The organism is Clostridium sp. UBA4548, assembly GCF_002387895.1.
Lineage (GTDB): Bacteria > Bacillota > Clostridia > Clostridiales > Clostridiaceae > Clostridium_J.
Map to the genome: position 1 here is coordinate 43,403 of NZ_DGLI01000023.1, position 23,131 is coordinate 66,533.

Annotated in this window: 19 protein-coding genes; 15 read left to right on the forward strand and 4 right to left on the reverse strand. The window is 32.1% G+C overall.

All coding sequences use genetic code 11. The features are described 5' to 3' along the window. The first annotated feature begins 303 nt into the window (after positions 1-303). Positions 304-2,199, forward strand: a complete 1,896-nt coding sequence (locus B3040_RS08365) for a glutamine synthetase (RefSeq protein ID WP_291572131.1) — start codon at positions 304-306, stop codon at positions 2,197-2,199. Positions 2,200-2,487: 288 nt separating this feature from the next. Here the strand turns inward: B3040_RS08365 and B3040_RS08370 are convergent, their stop codons facing one another. Beyond that, positions 2,488-3,333 carry a DUF6414 family protein gene (locus B3040_RS08370; protein WP_291572133.1) on the reverse strand — a complete coding sequence of 282 codons (846 nt, stop codon included), beginning with the start codon at positions 3,331-3,333 and terminating at the stop codon, positions 2,488-2,490. A 155-nt stretch (positions 3,334-3,488) separates the two neighbouring features. Between B3040_RS08370 and B3040_RS08375 the strand changes: the two genes are divergently transcribed. The 5 genes from B3040_RS08375 to hydF all read left to right on the forward strand — a co-directional run bounded on the left by B3040_RS08375 (position 3,489) and on the right by hydF (position 7,879). Beyond that, positions 3,489-3,830, forward strand: coding sequence for a LysO family transporter (locus B3040_RS08375; RefSeq protein ID WP_291572135.1), 342 nt, complete (start codon positions 3,489-3,491; stop codon positions 3,828-3,830). A 1-nt stretch (position 3,831) separates the two neighbouring features. Then, complete coding sequence (locus B3040_RS08380; protein ID WP_291572137.1) at positions 3,832-4,431, forward strand: lysine exporter LysO family protein; 600 nt, start codon at positions 3,832-3,834, stop codon at positions 4,429-4,431. A gap of 236 nt (positions 4,432-4,667) precedes the next feature. Continuing rightward, complete coding sequence (locus B3040_RS08385; RefSeq protein WP_017416135.1) at positions 4,668-4,913, forward strand: TM1266 family iron-only hydrogenase system putative regulator; 246 nt, start codon at positions 4,668-4,670, stop codon at positions 4,911-4,913. A gap of 54 nt (positions 4,914-4,967) precedes the next feature. Further along, complete coding sequence (gene hydG / locus B3040_RS08390) at positions 4,968-6,377, forward strand: [FeFe] hydrogenase H-cluster radical SAM maturase HydG (protein ID WP_291572141.1); 1,410 nt, start codon at positions 4,968-4,970, stop codon at positions 6,375-6,377. A 278-nt stretch (positions 6,378-6,655) separates the two neighbouring features. Next, positions 6,656-7,879: a [FeFe] hydrogenase H-cluster maturation GTPase HydF gene (gene hydF / locus B3040_RS08395; protein WP_291572143.1), complete on the forward strand. Its 1,224-nt coding sequence runs from the start codon at positions 6,656-6,658 to the stop codon at positions 7,877-7,879. 80 nt (positions 7,880-7,959) lie between these two features. On the opposite strand, the gene B3040_RS08400 is transcribed toward hydF, so the two are convergent. From B3040_RS08400 to nuoE, 3 genes are read right to left on the reverse strand one after another with little or no spacing between them, the layout of a single operon-like run. Then, on the reverse strand, positions 7,960-9,696 hold the full coding sequence (locus B3040_RS08400) for an NADH-dependent [FeFe] hydrogenase, group A6 (protein WP_291572145.1): 1,737 nt from the start codon (positions 9,694-9,696) through the stop codon (positions 7,960-7,962). Between the two features lie 33 nt (positions 9,697-9,729). After that, positions 9,730-11,625 (reverse strand): NADH-quinone oxidoreductase subunit NuoF, encoded by a 1,896-nt coding sequence (locus tag B3040_RS08405; protein WP_291572147.1) that lies wholly within the window; start codon positions 11,623-11,625, stop codon positions 9,730-9,732. Between the two features lie 18 nt (positions 11,626-11,643). After that, the gene (gene nuoE, locus B3040_RS08410; RefSeq protein ID WP_291572544.1) at positions 11,644-12,093 is read right to left on the reverse strand and encodes an NADH-quinone oxidoreductase subunit NuoE; all 450 of its coding nucleotides are present in this window, start codon (positions 12,091-12,093) and stop codon (positions 11,644-11,646) included. A 732-nt stretch (positions 12,094-12,825) separates the two neighbouring features. On the opposite strand from nuoE, the gene B3040_RS08415 reads away from it, so the two are divergent. The 9 genes from B3040_RS08415 to B3040_RS08455 all read left to right on the forward strand — a co-directional run bounded on the left by B3040_RS08415 (position 12,826) and on the right by B3040_RS08455 (position 22,969). Next, entirely contained in the window at positions 12,826-14,124 is a 1,299-nt protein-coding gene (locus B3040_RS08415) for an amidohydrolase family protein (protein ID WP_291572149.1), read from the forward strand. A gap of 46 nt (positions 14,125-14,170) precedes the next feature. Continuing rightward, on the forward strand, positions 14,171-15,250 hold the full coding sequence (locus B3040_RS08420) for a dihydroorotate dehydrogenase (RefSeq protein ID WP_291572151.1): 1,080 nt from the start codon (positions 14,171-14,173) through the stop codon (positions 15,248-15,250). A 22-nt stretch (positions 15,251-15,272) separates the two neighbouring features. Continuing rightward, positions 15,273-16,061 (forward strand): FAD binding domain-containing protein, encoded by a 789-nt coding sequence (locus B3040_RS08425; RefSeq protein WP_291572153.1) that lies wholly within the window; start codon positions 15,273-15,275, stop codon positions 16,059-16,061. After that, complete coding sequence (locus tag B3040_RS08430; RefSeq protein WP_291572156.1) at positions 16,061-16,510, forward strand: (2Fe-2S)-binding protein; 450 nt, start codon at positions 16,061-16,063, stop codon at positions 16,508-16,510. Before B3040_RS08425 ends, B3040_RS08430 begins: the two co-directional genes overlap by 1 nt. 1 nt (position 16,511) lies before the next feature. Then, positions 16,512-18,824 (forward strand): xanthine dehydrogenase family protein molybdopterin-binding subunit, encoded by a 2,313-nt coding sequence (locus B3040_RS08435; RefSeq protein WP_291572158.1) that lies wholly within the window; start codon positions 16,512-16,514, stop codon positions 18,822-18,824. Between the two features lie 34 nt (positions 18,825-18,858). Then, complete coding sequence (locus B3040_RS08440) at positions 18,859-19,464, forward strand: nucleotidyltransferase family protein (protein ID WP_291572160.1); 606 nt, start codon at positions 18,859-18,861, stop codon at positions 19,462-19,464. A 91-nt stretch (positions 19,465-19,555) separates the two neighbouring features. Continuing rightward, positions 19,556-21,661 carry a xanthine dehydrogenase family protein molybdopterin-binding subunit gene (locus tag B3040_RS08445; protein ID WP_291572547.1) on the forward strand — a complete coding sequence of 702 codons (2,106 nt, stop codon included), beginning with the start codon at positions 19,556-19,558 and terminating at the stop codon, positions 21,659-21,661. Further along, a complete protein-coding gene (locus B3040_RS08450; protein ID WP_291572162.1) occupies positions 21,654-22,127 on the forward strand; it encodes a (2Fe-2S)-binding protein in 474 nt (157 codons plus the stop codon). The genes B3040_RS08445 and B3040_RS08450 overlap by 8 nt, the downstream gene beginning before the upstream one ends. Beyond that, positions 22,121-22,969, forward strand: a complete 849-nt coding sequence (locus B3040_RS08455; protein WP_291572164.1) for an FAD binding domain-containing protein — start codon at positions 22,121-22,123, stop codon at positions 22,967-22,969. The genes B3040_RS08450 and B3040_RS08455 overlap by 7 nt, the downstream gene beginning before the upstream one ends. Positions 22,970-23,131: the final 162 nt, after the last annotated feature.

Genomic DNA, 23,131 nt, shown 5'->3' on the forward strand with positions numbered 1-23,131 from the left:
TATAAATTTATTAAACCATAAATATGAAAATAAATCTATTGTAATTTTAATAGTAAAAGAAAAACCAGAAATTATAGAAGTAAATTCAGATAGCTAATTTCTTAAGATGAGTTTGATATATTCATAAAACAATAAAGGTTATAGATATAAGGATTTGTATACTTTAATGTAAATTACTAGGAATTGTTAAAATATAAACGTGTTTATAGGTTATTCATAATTCATATACATTTCAAGAAATATATGATACAATTGATTAATAATTTTTCAGGGTTTGATACATAAGAGTAGGGAGGAATTTAAATGTACAGTGATTTGTTATACGTAATTAAAAAAGAAAACCACAAGGAAGGGGAGTTATTACAAACATTAAAGGAACATAAGGAAATTAAATTTGTTTCATTAATAGGTATAGACTTTTTAGGTAATGATACAGATGAGAAAATTCCTATTCAAAATTTTATAGAAAATATTGAAACATTTTTGTATGGCATTTCTGTTCAAACAGATGGTTCATCAGTAAATCTTCCAGAAATAGCTTCCTTAAATAACGCAAAAGTTGATATGAAAGTTGATTTAGAATGCGATTGGTTCGTAGATTATAACTTTGAAAATATTGATCATAAAACAAACAAGCCTGTGGGCACTCTAAGAGTACCTTGTCATCTTTACCATGATAATATAGCTGTGGACTCTAGAAATATATTAAAAAATTCAGTGGACTTCTTTAATAAGGAATTATTAAAATTACTAGAAGAAAATCCAGAATTTTTAAATAAGATGAATTTATCCTACGAGGATATTGATAAAGTTTTCATAACTGCAGCTACAGAGCTTGAGTTTTGGGTTAGAACTCCAAATGATTTTGCAGAACTAGAGGAGTTATCTACATCAGAAGTTTTAAAGGAGCAATATTGGAAAAGAACTAAAGGCGTTGTTAGAACGGCCTTGGAGCAAGCTTTAACAATGCTAGAAAACTATGGCTTAGAGCCAGAAATGGGGCATAAAGAAGTTGGAGGGGTAAAAGCTAAACTTACGGAAGGTGGTTCTTTTAATCATATAATGGAGCAACTTGAAATTGATTGGAAATATTCTTCTGCTATACAAGCTTGCGATAATGAACTCTTAGCAAGAGAAGTAATAAAAGAGATTTTTAGAAGAAATGGACTGGATGTAACATTTCAAGCAAAACCTGTAGATGAAGTAGCAGGCAATGGAAAACATCTCCATGTGGGTGTGAATCTAAAGCTAAAAAGTGGTAAAGTAATAAATTTAGTTCATAGTATGGAAAATGATTATATGAGTGAAATAGGTTATGGTGCACTAATGGGGATTCTTAAGAATTATGAGGTTATAAACCCCTTTGTTTCTTCTACCAATGGTGCCTTTAGAAGATTAAGACCAGGATTTGAGGCACCTGTATGTATTGTTACTTCCCTTGGACATAGTAAAACCCAACCTTCAAGAAATAGAACTATTTTAATAGGACTTATTAGGGACTTAGAGAATCCTATGGCAACTAGATTTGAACTTCGTTCCCCTAACCCTCATACTAATATATATTTAGCTTTATCAGCAATTAATCTTGCAATGATACAAGGAATTAAGTATGCACTGAAAAACAAGAAGACTTGTGAAGAATTATTAAAAGAATTATCAAAAGATCCAAATGTAGAGAGTGAATATTTAGAGTACTCAAGAAGCTACAGAAGTGAAGAAGATGTATTTGAACATTATTCTGAAGAGGAAAGAGAAAGTTATTTTGGTAAAGCTCCAAAAACAGTTTTCGAGAACTTATTAGGTTTTAATGATGATAAAAAGGTAGAAACACTTACAGAAGGAAGCATCTTTACAGATAAAATAATAAATAGCTATAAAATTGCTATTTTAACAAGATGGGTAACTGAGATAGAGCATAGGTTAATTGTAAATTATATGAATGAAATAAGAAGTACAAAAAGAGGGGACAGTGATGACCTTACAGAGTATGACTTAGAAAAATGGACGAAAATTAGTAAAATTAAAGAAAAAATAATGAAAGATAGTTATACTAGGAAGAGTTTATTTACTGAAATAAGGGAAGCAATCTCTAGTAATAATTATGAAAAATTATCAGAATTGCAAATTGAATTAGATAGCGAAATGAAAAAGTTAAGAAAGCTTTATGCAGATTATCGAAGGAATCTAATGGATATGTAGATCAATTGAAGCAATAAGCTATATTATAGGATCACATTGAAATTTTATTATTAAACGTGGCATAGAATCCTATTCATGAGTAGAATAGAAATAAAAAGATTACTATTTTAAAGTTTAAAGTAGTAATCTTTTTATTCAGTATTAAGGTATTTAGTACTCACTATTTCTACTAATATTAGAAGGGTTCTATTATAGTCAAAGAATCATTGTACAGTGTGATGTTAGATTACATATAAAAATTATTGTAGCATTATTGGATATCTAGGTTAAGGATAGAAGTAAGATAAACTAAACATATATGATTATGGGGAGAATTTCCATATAGCTATTAATTTCTTCCTCAATTAAATTATCAATATTCAATTTATCTATAAATTGTTCGCTGAAAATCGAGGATAATTTATCATTGATAAAATCAAAACAACTTTCAGTGCCTATTGGGGCAGTTTTGTTATTCTTTAAACTTCGCTCAATGGAACTTACTTTACCCACCACAGTTATATTAGTGTGATAATTACAATCTAAGTCCATTAGGGAATATTTATTTTGAATGGGTATAATCCCTCTAATATCCGAATTAAATAGAGGTTCAGTTACATACTTGGTACATTTTGATTCTTTAACATTTTGAAGAGTACTTTTAAACCAATTGAGCAGAGCTTTATAATTAATCTTTGATTTTAAAGAATTATCTAAATTACATTCATCTAAAATGCTTTCTATTTCTAAAATATCAATAACATGTTGAATTTTTTTTAGCTGAGAATTCATCTTCATCTTACATTTAATCTCCACAATATCACCATCCTGAACATAGTCTAAATCACTCTTAGAAATAATTTTTTTTAAAAACATATTTTTATCCATTATGTCTCTTAATCTAATATAGGTAGTAATTGTGGACTTCTCGATTTCTTGTATGGTTCTTCTAGTATAGCCTTGTAACAATTGCACAGATGCAGTACCTTGAAGAATTTTTCCGCAAGTTAATTCACATAATGGTACATTGGAGTTAATTATTACCTCTTGCTTATTTGTTATTTTTTCTACTTCGATAAATCTTTCTATTGCTATTTTAAATAAACTAAGTAGAATTTCATCGTTAATATATAAGGGAACAAAAAAATCATTCATATGTGCCTCCTATTATGTTCAGTATATAATAAATATATTAAACGCATGAGAGCTTTAGAATTTATTATTGACATACAGATGCCAGCTAGTGCCTTATATGACAAAACTTATTTACAATGTTATAATAATTGGTGTATTTTTAGGGAGGGATTAGATTGGAAATTATTATTGCACTGTGCTTAGGCAGCTTTATAGGTTACGTAGTAAAACTTAATGAAAATCAAAAGAAAATCAATGGAAAACTTCAACAATTAGGTGTTATATTTTTACTGTTTTCAATGGGAGCATCAATAGGAGCTAATGATAATATAATAAGCGACTTACCAGTTATCGGTGTTAAAGCATTTGCTTTTGCTACTTTAACTATTTTGTGTAGCATTGCTTTAGTTTATTTTCTTAGCTCTAGGTTTTTGAAAGGTAATGTAGTTTCAGATAAAAACGAGGAAAACACTATAGTAAAAGTTAAGTTTAATAAAGAATTAGAGGAGGGTAAATAGTATGACTTTAATAATTTTAGGGGCAATAGTCCTTGGTATTGGTTGTGGGTATTTTATTTTTCCTTCTAGTATTATATCCAGTCTTGATATGATAGCTAGTTTTTCTCTTTATGCATTAATTTTTTGCGTAGGGATAGATATAGGATCTAACAAAACTATTTTAAAAGACCTTAAAGCTATGGGAGTTAAAGTATTACTAGTTCCTTTTGGTGGAATAGTGGGAAGCCTCATAGGGGGACTCGTTACTGGTTTGTTATTTAATATGGCTATAAATGAAAGTTTATCTGTTGCATCAGGCTTTGGATGGTATAGTTTATCTGGAGTAATGTTAAAGGAATTAGGAGGAGAAGCTTTAGGTGCAATAGCTTTTTTAACCAATGTCTTCAGAGAAATATTTGCTGTAATTTTAATACCTATATTAGCTAAGAGGCTAAACACCTATTCAGCTATAGCACCAGCAGGAGCAACATCTATGGACACAACTCTTCCCTTAGTTTCTAAAGCAACAAACCCTGAGGTAGCTGTTATTTCATTTATTAATGGTGTTATTATGAGTTCCCTTGTCCCTGTTTTAGTGCCATTTTTTTATAATATTAAATAGGAAAGTTATCAATTGAACAATTGTCGAATAAATTTTATTTACAATTGTTCAGAATATTTATATAATTAATTTGAACTCTTTACTGCGAGAAAATCTTTCAGTTGAGATTTAGAAAATAATAATACCTGATTGTGGAGAATTTCTTAGCAAAAAGGTGGTGAAAAATTGTATCAATAGATGTTTTTAACCAACACTTTTTTGTGTTGGTTTATTTTTTTGTAAATGGTGGGAAGATTATGGAAAAAAGAATTGCTGTAGTTGGCATAATTATTGAAGATATTGAAAAAGCTACTGAGGTTAATAGCATACTCCATGAATTTAATGCAATAATAGTTGGTAGAATTGGTATTCCTTACAGAGATAGAGGGGTTAGTGTGATATCTGTTATTGTAGATGGCTTAATGGATGAAATATCGGCTATGACAGGTAAAATTGGAAAGCTAAGGGGGGTATCTGTTAAGTCAGCCATAACTAAGGGATAGACAAATTGTGAAACAAAAATTTCTTAAAAATTAAATATAAAAGGGGATAATTAAATGAATAAATATAATGCAGAAGAGTTTATAAACAGCGATGAGATAAAGAAAATTATAGATGAAAGCTTAGAAGTTAGCAAAGATAAAAACGTTGTTTTAGACATATTAAATAAGGCAAAAAATGCCAAAGGACTATCTCATAAGGAAGCCGCAGTCTTATTATCAGTGAGTGATAGTGAAATTATTGAAGAAATGTTTAAAATTGCACGGGAAGTAAAGGAGAAAATTTATGGAAAGCGCATAGTTATGTTTGCGCCTTTATATGTAAGTAATTACTGTGTTAATAATTGCGTTTATTGTGGTTATAAACACTGTAATGATAGTTTAAAGAGAAGAAAATTAAGTATGGAAGAATTAAAAGAGGAGGTTAGAGTATTAGAAGCCTTAGGACATAAAAGGATAGCTTTAGAAGTAGGAGAAGACCCAGTGAATACTCCTCTAGAATATGTACTAGATTGTATTAAAGCAATTTATTCATTAAAGTTTGATAATGGCTCTATAAGAAGAATTAATGTAAATATAGCTGCAACAACTGTAGAAGAATATAAAAAGCTGAAGGAAGCAGAAATTGGAACATACATTCTTTTTCAGGAAACTTATCATAAAGAAACTTATGAAAGAATGCATCCAAGTGGTCCAAAGCATAACTATAATTTTCATACAACAGCAATGCATAGAGCGAGAGAAGCTGGTATTGATGATGTTGGCATAGGAGTTTTATATGGACTTTATGATTATAAATTTGAAACTATTGCAATGCTAATGCATGCAGAAGATTTAGAAAAACGTACAGGAGTTGGGCCACATACTATTTCAGTACCAAGGCTTAGAGAAGCTGAGAACGTGAGCTTAAAAGACTATCCATACTTAGTTGGAGATGAGGATTTTAAGAGAATTGTTGCTGTACTTAGACTAGCAGTTCCATATGCTGGAATGATTTTGTCAACAAGAGAAGAGCCTAAACTTAGAGATGAAATTATTAATATTGGTATTTCTCAAATTAGTACAGGTTCATGTACTGGTGTAGGAGGATATGCAGAGAGTCAAAGAGACTTAGAAGAAAAGCCACAGTTCGAAGTAGCAGATCATCGCTCTCCAATTGAAATGATAGAAAGTCTAATGAAAAGTGGCTATATTCCTAGCTATTGTACTGCCTGTTACAGAGAGGGTAGAACTGGAGATAGATTTATGGCTTTAGCAAAAAGTGGGCAAATAAATAATGTTTGTCAGTGCAATGCCTTATTAACATTAAAAGAGTTTATGCTAGATTATGGAACTGAAGAAACTAGAAAACTAGGGGAAGTACTAATTAAAGAATCACTTCTAGACATACCGAACATAAAAAGAAAAGAAGATGCTGAAGAAAAGCTAAAAAGAATTGAAAAAGGTGAAAGAGATTTAAGATTTTAACTAATCTTAAAAAGGATAGTTATAAATTTGAAATCTATCAATTCTCTATAAGCTAAAACTAGAACTAAATACACTACAATTGAACTTTTATTTTAATATAGGGATTAAGGCATCTGAAATTAAATAACAAGTTAAAGAACAGAAAAATATTTTGAGTTCATAAACAAGTTTGTACAGTCAAGGAACCTGTGGACGCAGTATAACGCAAAATAGGTTATTTGTTTTTTGAAGATGCCTAAAGAAGAATTAAATATAATGTAATATATAGGAGAGATATCATGATAGAAACACCAAGAGCCAATCGATTGCATATAGGAATCTATGGTAAGCGAAATGCAGGTAAATCTAGTATAATTAATTTTATAACTAATCAAGATATAGCACTTGTATCTAATATAAAAGGAACCACTACAGACCCTGTGTATAAGTCTATGGAACTTTTACCTATTGGGCCAGTAGTATTTATTGATACTGCAGGAATTGATGACATTGGAGAAATGGGAGCTTTAAGGATTCAAAGAACTAAGGAAATAATAAATAAAACAGATTTAGCCATTCTTGTAATTTCATTAGAAGAATTTTCTCATGACAATAAAGATTTTGCCTTAGAGTTAGAATGGTGTAAATCACTAAAAAGCAAATCTATTCCAATAGTTGGAGTTCTAAATAAAATTGATTTAGCTGATAGCAAAAAAGATATTATAGAAAAACTAAGCTTGTTAGAGGCTATATTTCAAATACAATTTGTAAGCATTAGTGCAGAAGCAAAGTTAAATCTACAAGCTTTGAAGTCTTCTATCATTAAGCTCACCCCAGAAAATTTCCATTCTTCTAATTTGGTAGGAGATATAATAAAATCTGGCTCTAAAGTTTTATTGGTTGCACCTCAGGACATACAAGCTCCTAAGGGAAGATTAATACTTCCTCAAGTTCAAGTACTTAGGGATTTACTAGATAACAAGGCTATTCCAGTTACTGTTACATTAGATAACTTAGATATGGCATTGGAACTACTAAACTATAAGCCAGATTTAGTAATTACTGACTCACAGGTTTTCAAGATTGTACATTCCAAGATAAATGAAGAGACGCCTCTAACTTCTTTTTCTATTATAATGGCTAGGTCAAAAGGGGACTTAGCTGAATTTGTAAGAGGAGCAAAAACTATAAGAAGTCTAAAGGCTGGAGATAAAATTTTAATTGCAGAGGCCTGCACTCATCATCAGTTAAAAGGGGATATAGCTAGAGAAAAGTTGCCGACTTTGCTTAAGTCTATTGAGGAAAATATTATAGTTGATAACTACTCTGGTAAAGACTTCCCTGAAAATTTAAACCAATATAAATTAGTAATTCAATGTGGTTCTTGCATGTTTAATAGAGCAGAAGTAATGTCACGTATAGAGAGCTGTAAAGAAAAAGGAATTCCAATAACAAACTTTGGTGTTGCAATTGCTGAGATAAATGGAATTTTAGACAGGGTAATAAAGCCATTTCATATTTAAAATATATTAATAATTTTTGTTCTTAAGAAAAGGGCTATCTCAAAATTCAGCTTTGAGATAGCCCATTTTTCTTAAATTATTTATCTTTTAATATAATGCGTGTGCAGTAATTCATGAGCCTTATGACTATTCGGTTCACCTAAAAACTCTTCATACAATCTCTGAATCTCTGGATTATCATGAGACTTCCTAATGTGTTTACCTTTATCTTCATTATAAAGTACTTGCATTCTTCCTTCTATAATATCTAATCTATTATTAGAGTATGGTTGACCACCACCGTTAATACATCCACCTGGGCAAGCCATCACTTCTATAAAATGATACTCAGTATTGCCAGCTCTAATTTTTTCTAATAAATCTCTAGCATTTCCAAGACCGCTAACAATAGCTACTTTTATGTCAGTACCATCGATATTGATAGTTGCCTCCTTAACGCCGGTAAGGCCTCTAACAGCTTCAAAATCTACTTGTTCTAAGGTGTTTTTGGTTAACCACTCATAAGCAGTACGTAGAGCAGCTTCCATAACCCCACCACTTGTTCCAAATATTACACCGGCACCAGTTGATTCTCCCATAGGATTATCAAATTCTTCATTTTCTAGGGAATTGAAATCTATACCAGCTTCCTTAATCATTCTAGCAAGTTCTCTTGTGCTGATTACTATATCAACATCCTTAACTCCATTTTCTAGAGTAAACTCATCTCTTGCAGCTTCTGATTTCTTAGCAATACAAGGCATTACAGAAACTACTACTAGGTTCTTTGGATCAATATTCATTTTCTCAGCAAAATAAGACTTAGCAATAGAACCCCACATTTGTTGCGGTGATTTACAACTAGAAGGTAAGTTTAATAAATCATGATAATGCTTTTCAATGAACGTAACCCACCCTGGACAACAGCTTGTAATCATTGGCAGGTTCTCACCATTTTGAACTCTTGTTAAAAATTCACGTGCTTCTTCTAAGATAGTTAAATCAGCAGCAAAATCAGTATCAAATACTTTATCAAATCCTAAAGCTTTTAACGAAGCGGCCATTTTTCCAGTAACAGAAGTTCCAGGAGTACAATTAAACTCTTCTCCTAAGGCGCTTCTAACAGCAGGAGCTGTTTGAACAATTACAACTTTTTCTTCATCTGCTAAAGCTCTCCATACTTTTGAGGTATTATCTTTTTCAACTAATGCCCCAGTTGGACATACAGCCACACACTGCCCACAGAAAGTGCACTTAGTTTCTTTTAAATCTGAACCGAAAGCAGGAGCTATAGTGGTATTAAAGCCTCTATTTATTGAAGATATGGCTCCAACCTTTTGTACTTCATTACAAACAGTTTCACACCTTCTACATAATATGCATTTAGATGTATCTCTAGCAATTGAGTAGTTATTATCTTCCTTTTGACTTATAGATTTACTACCATTAAATTCTATTCTTCTAATTCCGTACTCAGCTGCAAGTTCTTGTAATTCACAATTCATACTTTTAGCACAAGTTAAACATTCATTAGGATGATCAGATAATAATAGTTCTAAAATAGTTTTTCTTGCGCTCAATGCTTTAGGGGAACTAGTTTTAATAACCATTCCCTGCGATACCGGAGTACAGCAAGCAGGAGCTAAGTTTCGTCTTCCCTCTACTTCAACTACGCATACTCGGCAAGAACCAGGCTTATTTTCGGTTTTTTTATCATGAAGATTTAAATAGCAAAGTGTTGGTATTTTAATATTTAATTCTCTAGCTGCATCTAAAATAGTTTTACCTTGCTCAACTTGAACTTCTTTATCATTAATTTTAAGTGTAACTAAACTCAATGTTGGCACCTCTTTCTTAACTTATTTATACAATTAAATTAAATCTATAGCATCTACAGGACATGCTGATTGACAAGCTCCACACTTAATGCACTTATCTTGATCAATAACATGTTTAGTTTTAACTTTTCCACTGATGCAACTAACTGGACATTGTCTAGCACACTTTGTACATCCTATACATCTATCAGTAATAACATACTTCATAAGATCTTTGCATACACCAGCAGGGCATACCTTGTCTACAACGTGAGCTTCATATTCTTTATAGAAATATTTCATAGTACTTAATATTGGATTTGGAGCAGTTTGACCAAGTCCACATAATGATGTATCCTTAATAGTTTGAGATAAATACTTAAGCTTGTCTAAATCCTCTAAGGTTCCTTTACCTTTACTTATTGTATCTAACATTTCAAGAAGGCGAGTATTTCCAACTCTACAAGGAGTGCACTTACCGCAAGATTCTTCTTTAGTAAACTCTAAGTAGAATTTAGCTATATCTACCATACAGTTATCTTCATCCATTACAATCATTCCACCAGAACCCATCATTGAGCCAATTGAACCTAAGGATTCATAATCAATAGGAATATCTAGATATTCTTTAGGAATACATCCACCTGATGGACCACCAGTTTGAACTGCTTTGAATTCACGGCCATTTTTAATTCCGCCGCCAATCTCATAGATTATTTCTCTTAACGTAGTGCCCATAGGTACTTCCACAAGTCCAACATTATTAATTTTTCCTGCTAATGCAAATACTTTAGTACCTTTAGAGGTAGCAGTTCCAATAGAGCTATACCATTTAGCACCTCTGTTTATAATGGCTGGTATATTTGCAAGGGTTTCAACATTATTTACGCAAGTAGGTTTATTCCAAAGTCCAGATTCAGCAGGGAATGGAGGTTTGTTAGTTGGCTCTCCACGTTGACCTTCAATAGAATGTATTAGAGCAGTTTCTTCTCCGCATACAAAAGCACCAGCACCATACTTAATCTGAATATCAAAATCAAAATTACTTCCCATGATGTTCTTACCAAGTAGCCCACAGGATCTTGCTTCTTCAATTGCAATTCTTAATCTATTAATTGCCAGAGGATACTCCGCTCTAATATATACACATCCGATAGTAGCACCTATACAGTACCCAGCAATAGCCATAGCCTCAATGACGCTATGAGGATCTCCTTCAAGTATAGAACGATCCATGAAAGCACCAGGGTCTCCTTCATCGGCGTTACATATGATATATTTTTGATCAGCGTCATATGATTTTGCAAATTGCCATTTTTTACCTGTAGGGAAGCCACCGCCACCTCTACCTCTTAAACCAGATTCTATCATGGTGTTAATCACTTCGTCTTGAGTATATTTATTTAAACATTTACCAAGTGCTAAATAACCTTCTTCAGCAATATATTCTTTAATATCTTCAGGGTTAATAAGTCCACAATTTCTTAAGGCAATTCTAACTTGTTTTTTATAGAAAGTCATTTCATCTTGAGTTTTAACTTTTTCTTTTATAGTAGGCTCTTCGTACAGAAGTCTATCAATAGTTCGTCCATTAATAATATGCTCTTTCACAATTTCTTCAGCATCAGCTGGGGTTACGTGAACATAAAAAACATCATCGGGTGTGATTTTTACAATTGGTCCTTTTTCACAGAAGCCAAAGCAGCCAGTAATTGAAACATATACTATATCTTCAAGGCCTGCAGCTTTAATTTCTTTTTCTAAATTTTCTTTAATCAAATCACTTTGTGCGGACTTACAGCCAGTACCACCACAGATTAGTAACTCCATTTTGTGAGTGCTATCACCTTGTTTAAAATCTCTAGCACTTGTTGCTTTTCTAATGTTTAGTAAAGTTTTGTATTTTTCATACAATTGTTCTAACTCATTAAAAGAATTAATTTTATCCAAATTTATCCCCCCCAAAAACTACATGTATTCTGCGATAATTTTTTCTACTTGATCTTTCGTAACATGTCCATAAACTTTATCATTAACAGTTACAACTGGAGCAAGACCACAAGCACCTACGCATCGTAATGAACCCACTGTAAAATGCATATCAGCTGTTGTTTCACCAGATTTGATATTAAGTTGTTTCTCAAACTCTTTGAGAACATCTCCAGCACCTCTTACGAAGCAGGCTGTTCCCATACAAACATTAATGACATTCTTACCTCTTGGTTCAGTAGTAAAGAAAGAGTAAAAGGTTACAACACCATAAACTTTAGAAACAGGTATTTCCAATTTTTCTGCCACAAAGGCTTGAACTTCTGATGGAAGATACCCAAAAATATGTTGTGCCTTGTGTAAAACTTCAATTAAAGCCCCTTCCTTACTAGGAAGTTCATTAATAAAAGCTTCTAGTTCCATAAACATTTGATTTTTATCACTATTGCAGCACACTTAAAATTTACCCCCTTTAAATAAATAATAAAACTAGCATTAGTTTCATTATAATAAACGAATTTTTTTTATATTTGAAATAGTTTAACAATTTCAATTTATAGTATAATACTTTGCCTTCAAATTGTATAGTAGTATTTTATTATTTTAGCTATATTATGACAGGATTTTTTGCATATCCCTCCTATTCCATTTTAATTTATATGTTAAATATGAAGGATTTTATTCATATTTAGATAAATTTTCTACAAACTTTTTATAAAATAAATAAAATATTTTTAAGTAATTCATAAGAAAATAACTGATCAGGTTCATAAATTGCTTTGTGGAAATACTTTCCTATTTATATACATTTAAAAAAATCTATCTTATTATTAGTTTTTTACAAATAAAGAATTACTTCAGGAACTACTGTGAGGGGTAGACATGTTAAGTCTGTAACTTATTTAGTTGCTTCTAGTTTTCGCAAATATAATTAGGTGAGGAATAATTAATTATTAAATGGAATATGAATATTAGATTTTATCAGAGAATATATATTAGAAATCTAAAACATTTTTTTCTATAAAGCTTTGGTATAGAAGAATAGCATTCAACTAGATAAGAGTTAAATAATAAACTCCTTGTAGAAACTTATGCTTTTAGTATTTGTCATAATAGCATTATAGTACTTTGCAATAATTAATGAAAAATGAAGGTGATTTAATGAAGGCTATTATTAATGCAAAAACCTACGACTTTAATAATTATAAGGAAAAAGTGTACATTCTTTTTGACCGCTTAATAAAAAAAATCGGGCCAATGAGTGAGTTCAATACTATAGAAAAAGAGCTTTTAGATAAGGTTATAGATGCTAGTGGAGCTATAGTAATGCCAGGGTTAATTAATGGACATACTCATATATATTCATCATTATCTAGGGGGATGAACTTGCCTTTTAACCCTAAATCTTTTACAGAAATCTTAGAGCAGTTATGGTGGAAATTAGATGGTGTTTTAGTCAAGGATGATTGCTACATTAGTGCCATTGTTTATGGATTAGAGAGTATAAAATGCGGGGTAACCACTCTAATAGATCATCATGCTAGTGGTGGCGATATTTTAGGAACCCTTGAGAAGCTACAGGATGGCATATGTAGGGACTTGGGAATGCGCGGAATATTTTGCTTCGAGACAAGTGATAGATTTGATGTTGAAAAGTGCTTAGACGAAAATATAAATTTCTCAAAGATTAAGAACAATGAGTGTAGTAGCTTATTTGGCATGCATGCTTCAATGACTCTTAGTAATGAGACTCTAGACAAAATTTCTGAAAGAAAAGGAAAACTACCTATTCATATACATGTAGCTGAAAGTATGGAAGATGAAGTTGACTCCATAAATAAGTATAAGAAAACAATAGTTGAAAGACTTGAAGAATATAAATTGTTGACTAAAAACTCTCTACTTGCACATTGTGTTCATATTAATGAGTATGAAGCAAAATTATTAAAAGCTCATAATGTATATGTAGCTTTAAATCCAACATCAAATATGAACAATGCCGTTGGACTGCCCGATTATAATTTATTAAAAACCCATGGGATTCCATGTATTATTGGCAATGATGGATTAGGAGCAAATATAACTAGAGAATTTCTTAACTTAACATACTCAATGAAAAACAAATATAGTGATCCAGGAAACTTTAATTTTAGTGATTTATTGGAGTTAATAAACAACGGTTATGAATATGTTTCTAATCATTTAGGCATTAAAATAGGGAAAATAGAAGAAGGCTATGTATCAGATTTAATTATTGTCCCATATAACTCACCAACCTGTATTTCTGATGAAAATATTTTTGCACATATATTCTTTGGTGTATTTGACAGATTTACTCCAAGAGATGTGATTTGTAATGGAAAGCTTCTTATGGAGAATGATAGGCCAATATTACCTTTTGAAGATATATATGAAAAAAGTGTTCTTACATCCAAAAAAATTTGGAATATATTAAAGTAAGTAATTATACATTTCTAGTAAAAGAGTTTAGTTTGGGGGAGATAGGATGAATTTAACAACTAGCATTAGTGGTATAGAAATAAAAAACCCATTGATGCCCGCATCAGGACCACTTGTAGGTGACTATGAGAAAATGCTTATACTACAAAGCTTTGGATTGGGAGCCATGGTTACTAAAACTATATCTGTAAATGCAGCTGCAGTACCTAGACCTTGTATTTATGGAGATAACAACAAGATAATGAATGCAGAACTATGGTCTGAATTTTCAAGTGAAAAATGGCTAGAAGATATATTGCCGCCATTAAAGAGAGATTTAGGTATTCCACTAATAATTAGTGCTGGATACACAAAAGATGATATGGAATATTTAATTCCAAGATTAGATTCTTATGCAGATGCTTTTGAAATTTCTACTCACTATGTAGGTAAAGACTTGAGTGTTATAGGACAAACTGTAGCCACTATAAGAAAGTATACTAATAAGCCTATATTTATGAAGATGAGCCCACACATGCCAGATCCTATAGGATTTGTTAATACTGTAATAGAAAATGGTGCAAATGGAGTAGTTGCTGTAAACTCTCTTGGTCCTTCTATGATAATAGATCCTATGAAAAGAAAAGTAGTAGTAGGTAATGATAAGGGACAAGTTTGGACATCGGGTCCAAGCATTAAACCCGTTGCATTAGCCATAATTAATATGATAAGAGAGGCTTTTCCTAATATAACCATTATAGGGGTCGGAGGAATATCATCAGCTGATGACATCGTTGAATTTTTATTGGCTGGGGCAGATGGAGTGCAAATGCTTTCTTCGGCTATGATAAAGGGAAAAGACTTGTATGAAAAGATAATTAAAGATTTACCCAAAACCCTTCAAAAGTATAATTTCCAATCTGTAGAAGAGGTTAAAAAAGCAAGATTGTCGAAAGAAATTAAATTTGAGCCGACTTATCCACTGATAAATGAAAATAAGTGTACTGCTTGCAAACTCTGTGAAAGGGTATGTCCATATTTTTCAATGAAGGTTGATAAAGTAGCTCAAGTTAACAAGGAAAGTTGCTTCGGGTGTGGGCTATGCGAAAGTCGATGTCCAGTACAGGCAATTACAGGAGTTTTATAATAAATTTTTGGAGGGATAAAGTTTGAAAATAAATAGTTATTTGAGGCCACAATTATTAAATGAAGCCTATGATGAATTAATCGTTGATAGAAGTAATTTAATTTTAGGTGGTGGAGCGTATCTTAAGTTAGGTAATAGAAATGTAAATAAGCTTATAGATTTATGTGACTTAAATTTAAACTATATTAAAGAACAGGAAGAGTCAATTGAAATTGGAGCAATGACTACTTTAAGGGAGCTTGAAGTGTCAGAAGTTTTAAAAAATTACTTCGCAGGAATTTTATGTGATGCTGCTTCAAGAATAATGGGAGTGCAATTAAGAAATGTGGTAACTATTGGAGGGACTATTGGAGGAAGATATGGGTTTTCAGATCTTATAACGGCACTATTAGCTTTAGATACTAAAGTTATATTATTTAACAAGGGGGAAATGAATCTTGAAGATTTCCTAGCCTTAAAAGAAGTTCCCAAGGATATTATCACAAAAATAGTAATTAATAAAACTGACAGTAAAGCCGCTTTCAAAGATTTGAGAAATACCTCCACAGATTTTTCAATACTAAATGTAGCTGTGTCAAGAACAGCCAATATATTTAAAATTGTAATTGGTGCTAGGCCAGGCATTGCTAGAGTAGCTTATAAATCTATGGAAGTGATAAATAATTGTGAAAATCCAAAGGATTGTTTTGATAAATTATACAGCACACTTACAGATGAGTTCAACTTTAGCAGTGATATAAGAGGATCTGAGTTATATAGAAAAGAAGTTGCAAAAGTGTTAGTCAAAAGAGCACTTATGGAGGTATTGTAATGATTATTAATTTGAAAATTAATGGTTTAGATAAGGAGTTACAAGTAGAACCCCATGATTATTTATTAGAAACCTTAAGAAATAATGGATATTTAAGTGTAAAAAGAGGGTGTGATACTGGATCTTGTGGTGCTTGCACTGTACTGTTAGATGGCAAACCAATACCATCCTGTGCTTGCCTTGCTGTAAGAGCTGATGGGCATAAAGTAACTACAATAGAAGGTGTACAAAGTGAGGCAGAAGAACTAGGTAAATTCCTATCAGCAGAAGGTGTAGAGCAATGTGGCTATTGTTCTCCAAGCTTTGTATTAACAATTTTAGCTATGAAAAAAGAGTTAAAGAACCCAACAGTAGATGAAATTCGTCATTACTTAGTTGGAAATTTATGTAGATGCTCAGGATATGTTGGACATACTCGTGCAATAAAAAATTATTTAGGGGTGAAATAAAATGAAGGAAGTTAAAAAATCCATTCCAAAAATTGAGAGCATGGGACTGTTAAAAGGAAAGCCAGCATATACCAATGATTTACTTCCTAGGGACTCATTGATTTGCAAGGTTTTAAGAAGCCCCTACTCTTTTGCAGAAATAGTAGATATAGAAGTGGATGATGCTTTAAAATTACCGGGGGTTGAAACTATTTTAACCTATAAAGATCTTCCAAGAAATGCAATAACTAGAGCAGGTCAAGGGTATCCGGAACCTTCTCCACATGATAAATTCATTTTAGATAGGTTTGTTAGATATGTAGGAGATGAAGTTGCGGTAGTAGCTGCTATCAATGAAAATATTGCAGAGGAGGCTTTAAGTTTAATTAGGGTAAAGTATAAGGTGTTAGAACCAGTATTGGATTTTGAAAAAGCTGAAGGTAATTCTTCAATAATTCATAATGAACCTGAATGTCATTCTATGTTTGATATTGGCTTTGATCCTAAAAATAATATAGCAGCCTCCTACAGTATGAGTGTAGGTGACATAGATAGAACCTTCGCCACTGCAGATATTGTATTAAGTGAAACTTATTACACACAAGCTCAAGCACACGTTACTATGGAACCTCATTCCTCAGGGGCTTATTTAGATATTCATGGTAGGATAAATATTATTTCTTCTACACAAAATCCAGTGCATGCAAGAAGAATTGTTGGTACTGCACTAGGAATTCCATTGAATAAAATCCGCGTTATAAAACCTAGAATTGGCGGTGGCTACGGTGGTAAGCAAGCAATTCATGGCGAGATGATTGTTGCTGCAATAGCATTAAAAACAGGGAAACCATGTAAATTAATTTATACTAGAACGGAAGTATTTGATGCATCTTATAATAGGCATCCTATGAGATTTCAAGTAAGACTAGCAGCTAATAAGGACGGAAAACTTAAGGGAATAGATATGGATGTATTATCAGATACCGGTGCATATGGGGAACATGCATTGACTGTATTCATGGTAGGAGGATCAAAAACTTTACCTTTGTATAATAAGGTTGATGCAGTGAGATTTGGTGGTAAAGTTGTTTATACAAATAAGACTCCTGCTGGTGCTTTCAGAGGGTACGGTGCAATTCAAGGAAATTTTGCATTGGAGTCTATTATTGATGAACTAGCTCATAAATTAAAAATGGATCCACTTGAACTTAGAAAAATAAACATGATAACTGAAGGCGAGACTTCTCCTGTATTTAAAATTATGGGTGAAGGGGGAGAGGGCGTAGAAATGATTCTTGAAAATTGTAAGCTTGACTATTGTGTAAATAGAGGCGCAGAACTAATAAACTGGAAGGAAAGCTTTCCTAAAAAAGTATTAGATAATGAGAAGGTTAGAGGCTATGGTATGGCTATAGCTATGCAAGGTTCTGGAATTCCTAAAATAGATATGGCTTCGGCAATACTAAAATTAAATGATGGTGGTTTCTTTAATTTAATGATTGGAGCTACAGATTTAGGAACAGGTAGTGATACAATCCTTGCGCAAATTGCAGCAGAAGGTTTAGGTGTATCTACAAGTGATATCGTTGTATATTCTTCTGATACAGATTTAACTCCATTTGATACCGGAGCATATGCTTCAAGTACAACCTTTGTTTCTGGAAATGCTGTTAGAAAGACTGCAGAAAAAATGAGAAGAATGATAATAGAAGAGGCTGCTCTTAAGTTTAACGTATTAAAAGAAAATATTGAGTTTGATGGAAAAACTCTAAAAACTATAGATGGCAAGAATAATATTACTCTAAAAGATTTATCTACAGAATTATACTACAATAACAATCAAAAACAACTAGTAGCTTGTGAATCCTATTGTGGAGAAAAATCACCAGCACCATTTATGGGTGCATTTGCAGAAGTTGAAGTAGATACAGGAACTGGCAAAGTAGAAGTTAAAAACTATGTATCAATAGTTGATTGCGGTACTCCTATTAATCCTAATTTAGCAAGAATACAAGTTGAAGGTGGACTTCTTCAAGGGATAGGTATGACCATATATGAAAATGTAGTACGTAACTATAAAGGAAATTTACTAACAAATAACTTAATGCAGTATAAAATTCCTACTAGAAAAGATGTAACGAATCTTACAGTTGAATTTGCAGAAAGCTATGAGCCATCAGGTCCTTATGGAGCCAAATCAGTTGGTGAGATAGGAATAGATACACCACCAGCAGCTATTGCTAATGCTGTCTATAATGCTTGCGGTGTAAGAGTTAGAGAATTGCCAATAACACCTGAGAAAATTTTGATGGAATTAAAAAATCTAAATAAATAAAAAGATTAATTTACTAAATATTTTATATGGAGGTATGATATTGGGAGTTGAAGCTGTTGTGTTAGCTGCAGGGCTATCATCTAGAGCTCATAAGTATAAGATGGCCTTAGATTTTAATGGAAGCACAGTGATAGAAAACTGTATAGTTAATATGTATGATGTAGTAGATAAAATCATTGTAGTTGGTGGTTATAACTTTTCTTTAATTGAAAGTATAGTATCAAAATATAAAAAAGTTAAACTAATATATAATGATAAATATGAAAGTGGCATGTTTAGCTCTGTAAGACTAGGGATAAACAGCGTTATTAGCGACAACTTCTTTCTTATTCCAGGGGATTATGCTTTGGTTGATGAGTATGTGTATTTAAAAATGCTAGATTATAAGAGTGATGCTTCTATAATAATACCTTCTTATAAAGGAAAGAAAGGTCATCCTGTACTTTTTAAGGACAGTAGCATAAAAAGTGCAATTAATCATAACTTTAATAATTTGAGAGAAGTGATTAATTATATAGGGTTTGAAACGCTAGAAGTAAATAGGGACGGAATTTTATATGATATTGACACCTATGAGGATTATATTATTGCACTGGAGAAAAAGTTAATAAAAGAGGGTATGAAAAAAGCAGGTTATTAGTACCTCTGACACTTTGAGATTATGTGAAACCAACGAGAAAAATAATAAGAGCATGGGGGTGTTTAAAATTAGCGATTGTATAAGTACTCCAATGAATAGATTTGATGCAGCTGATAAAATTAGAGGCGAGGCAAGATATATAGGGGATATGTTTTTTGAAGAGTTTTTGTATGCAAAAACTCTTAGATCAACTATGGCAAGAGCTAAAATTTTAAGTATAGAATATCCTGAACTTCCAGAGGGGTATTATATAGTTGATAAAAATGATATTCCGAATAAAAATAGGGTCAAAATAGTAACTTATGATATGCCATTTTTTGCAGAAGACACTGTTAACTATATTGGCGAACCAATAGCTTTAGTTGTTGGAAAGGAAAAGAATATAATAGCAGAATTATTAGCAAAGGTTAAAGTTAATTATGAAACTCTAGACCCTATTTATACAATAGAAGAAGCAAGCTACAAGCTACCTATTTACGGGAAAGATAATTTGTATGCTGATTATCATTACAAAAAAGGAGATATTCAACAAGCTTATAAAGAGGCGTATAAGGTTTTTACAAAAGAGTATGAGACAGGTTACCAGGAGCACATATATCTAGAGCCACAGGGAGTAGCTGCTAGTTATAAAGATGGAAAAGTAACCATTTATGGTTCAATGCAATGTCCGTATTATGTTAAAGATGCTGTGGTAGAAGCCCTAGGATTTGAAGAAAATAGGGTTCAGATTATACAAACAACAACTGGAGGAGCTTTTGGTGGAAAGGAAGAATATCCTTCATTAACTGGAGGGCATGTTGCTTTTGCTACTATTAAGTGCAATAAGCCAGTAGTGTTAATTTTTGATAGAGATGAAGACATAGAATGCACTACTAAAAGACATCCATCTAAAATAAAAGTTACCATGTTGGTTGACAAGGATAATAAAATTATTGGAATAGATAATGATATTAGATTAGATGGCGGTGCTTATTGCGGCCTTACAAATATAGTCCTTCAGCGTGCAATGTTTACAGCTACAGGTGTATATAACATTCCCAATGTGAGAGTAAGAGGTAGAGCTATTGCTACAAACACAGTTCCAGGAGGAGGGTTTAGAGGGTTTGGAGCACCACAGGGTTTCTTTGCTTTAGAAATGCATATGGAGTATATAGCAAAAGAGTTAGGATTAACACCACTTGAGTTTAAAAAAATAAACTTGGCTAAAACTGGAGATTTAACTTCTACAAGTGGGGTATATAGAGGTTACGTTCCTACAAAAGAATTAATTGATAGAATTGAGGAAATGTCTAAATATAGTAAAAAGTATAAAGAATATAAAAGTAGCGATACATTAAAGGGTATAGGTATGTCTTTGTTTTTTCACGGTGGAGGTTTTACTGGTAGTGGAGAACGAGATCATATTAAGGCAGTAGTAAAACTAAGAAAGTATAAAGATGATTCTGTAGAAATATTAATTTCAAATGTTGAAATGGGACAAGGTACCCAAACAACTTTAAGAAAAATTGTAGCAATGGAGTTAAAAGTTCCTATTAACAAAATAATATTAGTTAATCCAGATACAGATAGAGTTCCTAATTCAGGTCCTACAGTAGCATCTAGAACTATAATGATTGTTGGAAAACTTCTGCAAAAAGCAGCTATTAAATTAAAAGAGTGCTGGATAAGTGGCGAAGAGCAACAGATTACGGAAAACTATAAATTTCCAGATGAATTTTATTGGGATGATTCTAAATTTGAAGGTGATGCTTATAATGAATACTCTTGGGGGGCAAACGTAGTAGAAGTTAAGGTAAATCCTTTAACATTTGAAGTAAAAGTCTTAGGTGTTTATGCAGTTTTTGATATAGGTGTACCTATTGATGAAAAAATTATCCGTGGTCAAATAGATGGGGGAATGCTTCAAGGACTTGGACATGGCTCCATAGAAAAATTAGAAATTAACAATGGTAGATTAATACAAAGAACTAATACAGATTATGTAATACCAACCGCATTAGATTTTCCAAAGATTGAAAGTGCAACTATAAGAAATCCATATGAAAATGGTCCTTTTGGAGCTAAGAGTGCTGGAGAGTTAACCTTTATAGGGGCTCCTGTTGCATACGCTCTCGCAGTTGAAAATGCCTTAGGGATTGATATTTGTAAAATTCCAGTTACTCCAGAATATCTTATGGAGGTAATGAATAATGAATAATATAACTTTTCACGTAGATGGAAGAATCGTAACCTTAGAGTGCAATCCATTAAAAAGACTTATTGATGTTTTACGAGAGGATTTAGCAATTACTGGTGTTAAAGAAGGCTGTGGTCAGGGAGAGTGCGGAGCTTGTTCAGTAATTATTAATGGTGACCTAGTTAATTCTTGTTTAGTTCCAGTAGGGTCATTGAATAATGCCAATATAATTACTATCCATGGCTTTAAAGAATCTAAAAGATTTGAAATTCTTAAACAAGCCTATGAAGATGCGGGTTCAGTACAGTGTGGGTTTTGTACTCCAGGAATGATTATGGCTTCAGAAGCCTTATTAAGAAAGCTACCTCGACCAACTGAGGAAGAAATTAGGGTAGGCATTTCTGGTAATCTCTGTAGATGCACAGGATACACAATGATAGTTGAAGCTATTAAACTTGCAGCTGAGAGAGGTGAAGGTTTATGGTGATTGCAACTACACCTACAAATATTATTGAAGCGTTAGATTTTCTCAATGAAAAAGATGCTATTATAATGAACGGTGGAACAGATTTAATGGTTAAGAAAAAAAGTTGGTCAGGGACAATACCCTCATTTGATAAACCTATTTTATTTATTAATTCACTAAAGGAGTTAAAACAGGTTTTCACTGAAAAGAATAATTTAATAATTGGAAGTGGGTGCACCTTTTCACAGTTAGAAAGGAGTCCTCTTGTACCAACCTATTTAAAAGTAGTAATAAGAGAAATTGCATCTCCAGCTATAAGAAATCTTGCTACAATTGGAGGAAATATCTGTAATGCATCTCCAGCGGGGGATATTTTAACGCCACTATATGCTTTAGATGCAAAGTTAAGACTTGTATCTAGAAACAAAGAGAGAATAATACCAATAAAAGAGTTTATTATTGGACCAGGAAGAACCTTATTAAATGCTAATGAACTACTAACAGAAATAATAATAGAAAACTATAACAATAAAAAGTTTTATTATCATAAGTTAGGTACCCGGAGAGCTACAGCATTGGCAAAGGCATCATTTATAGGTTTTTATGAAGTGGAGAACAATTTAATAAGAGATTTAAGGATTGCTTTTGGTTCTGTAGGTCCAGTAATTATAAAGGATAGAGATTTGGAATTGTCTTTAGTAGGGGGATCTATTAAAGATACAAAGTTTAAAATTTGTGAAATAGTTGGAAGATATTCTGAACTAATTAGACCAATTAATGATGCAAGGTCTACAGCAAAATATAGGAAAGCTGTTTGTTTAAATTTATTAAGAAATTTTTTATTAAATGAATTATCAAAATAAGAACTTCTAGGTTTATAAAATAGTTACTATTTGAAAAACTTCAATATGGATGTAAGCCTTATAGCATAGAAATATGCTATTTTTTTATTAGGGGATTTTATTGAAAAACATTATTGATTTTAGTTATAATATGCAATTATTCCACTTTATTTTAATCTAATA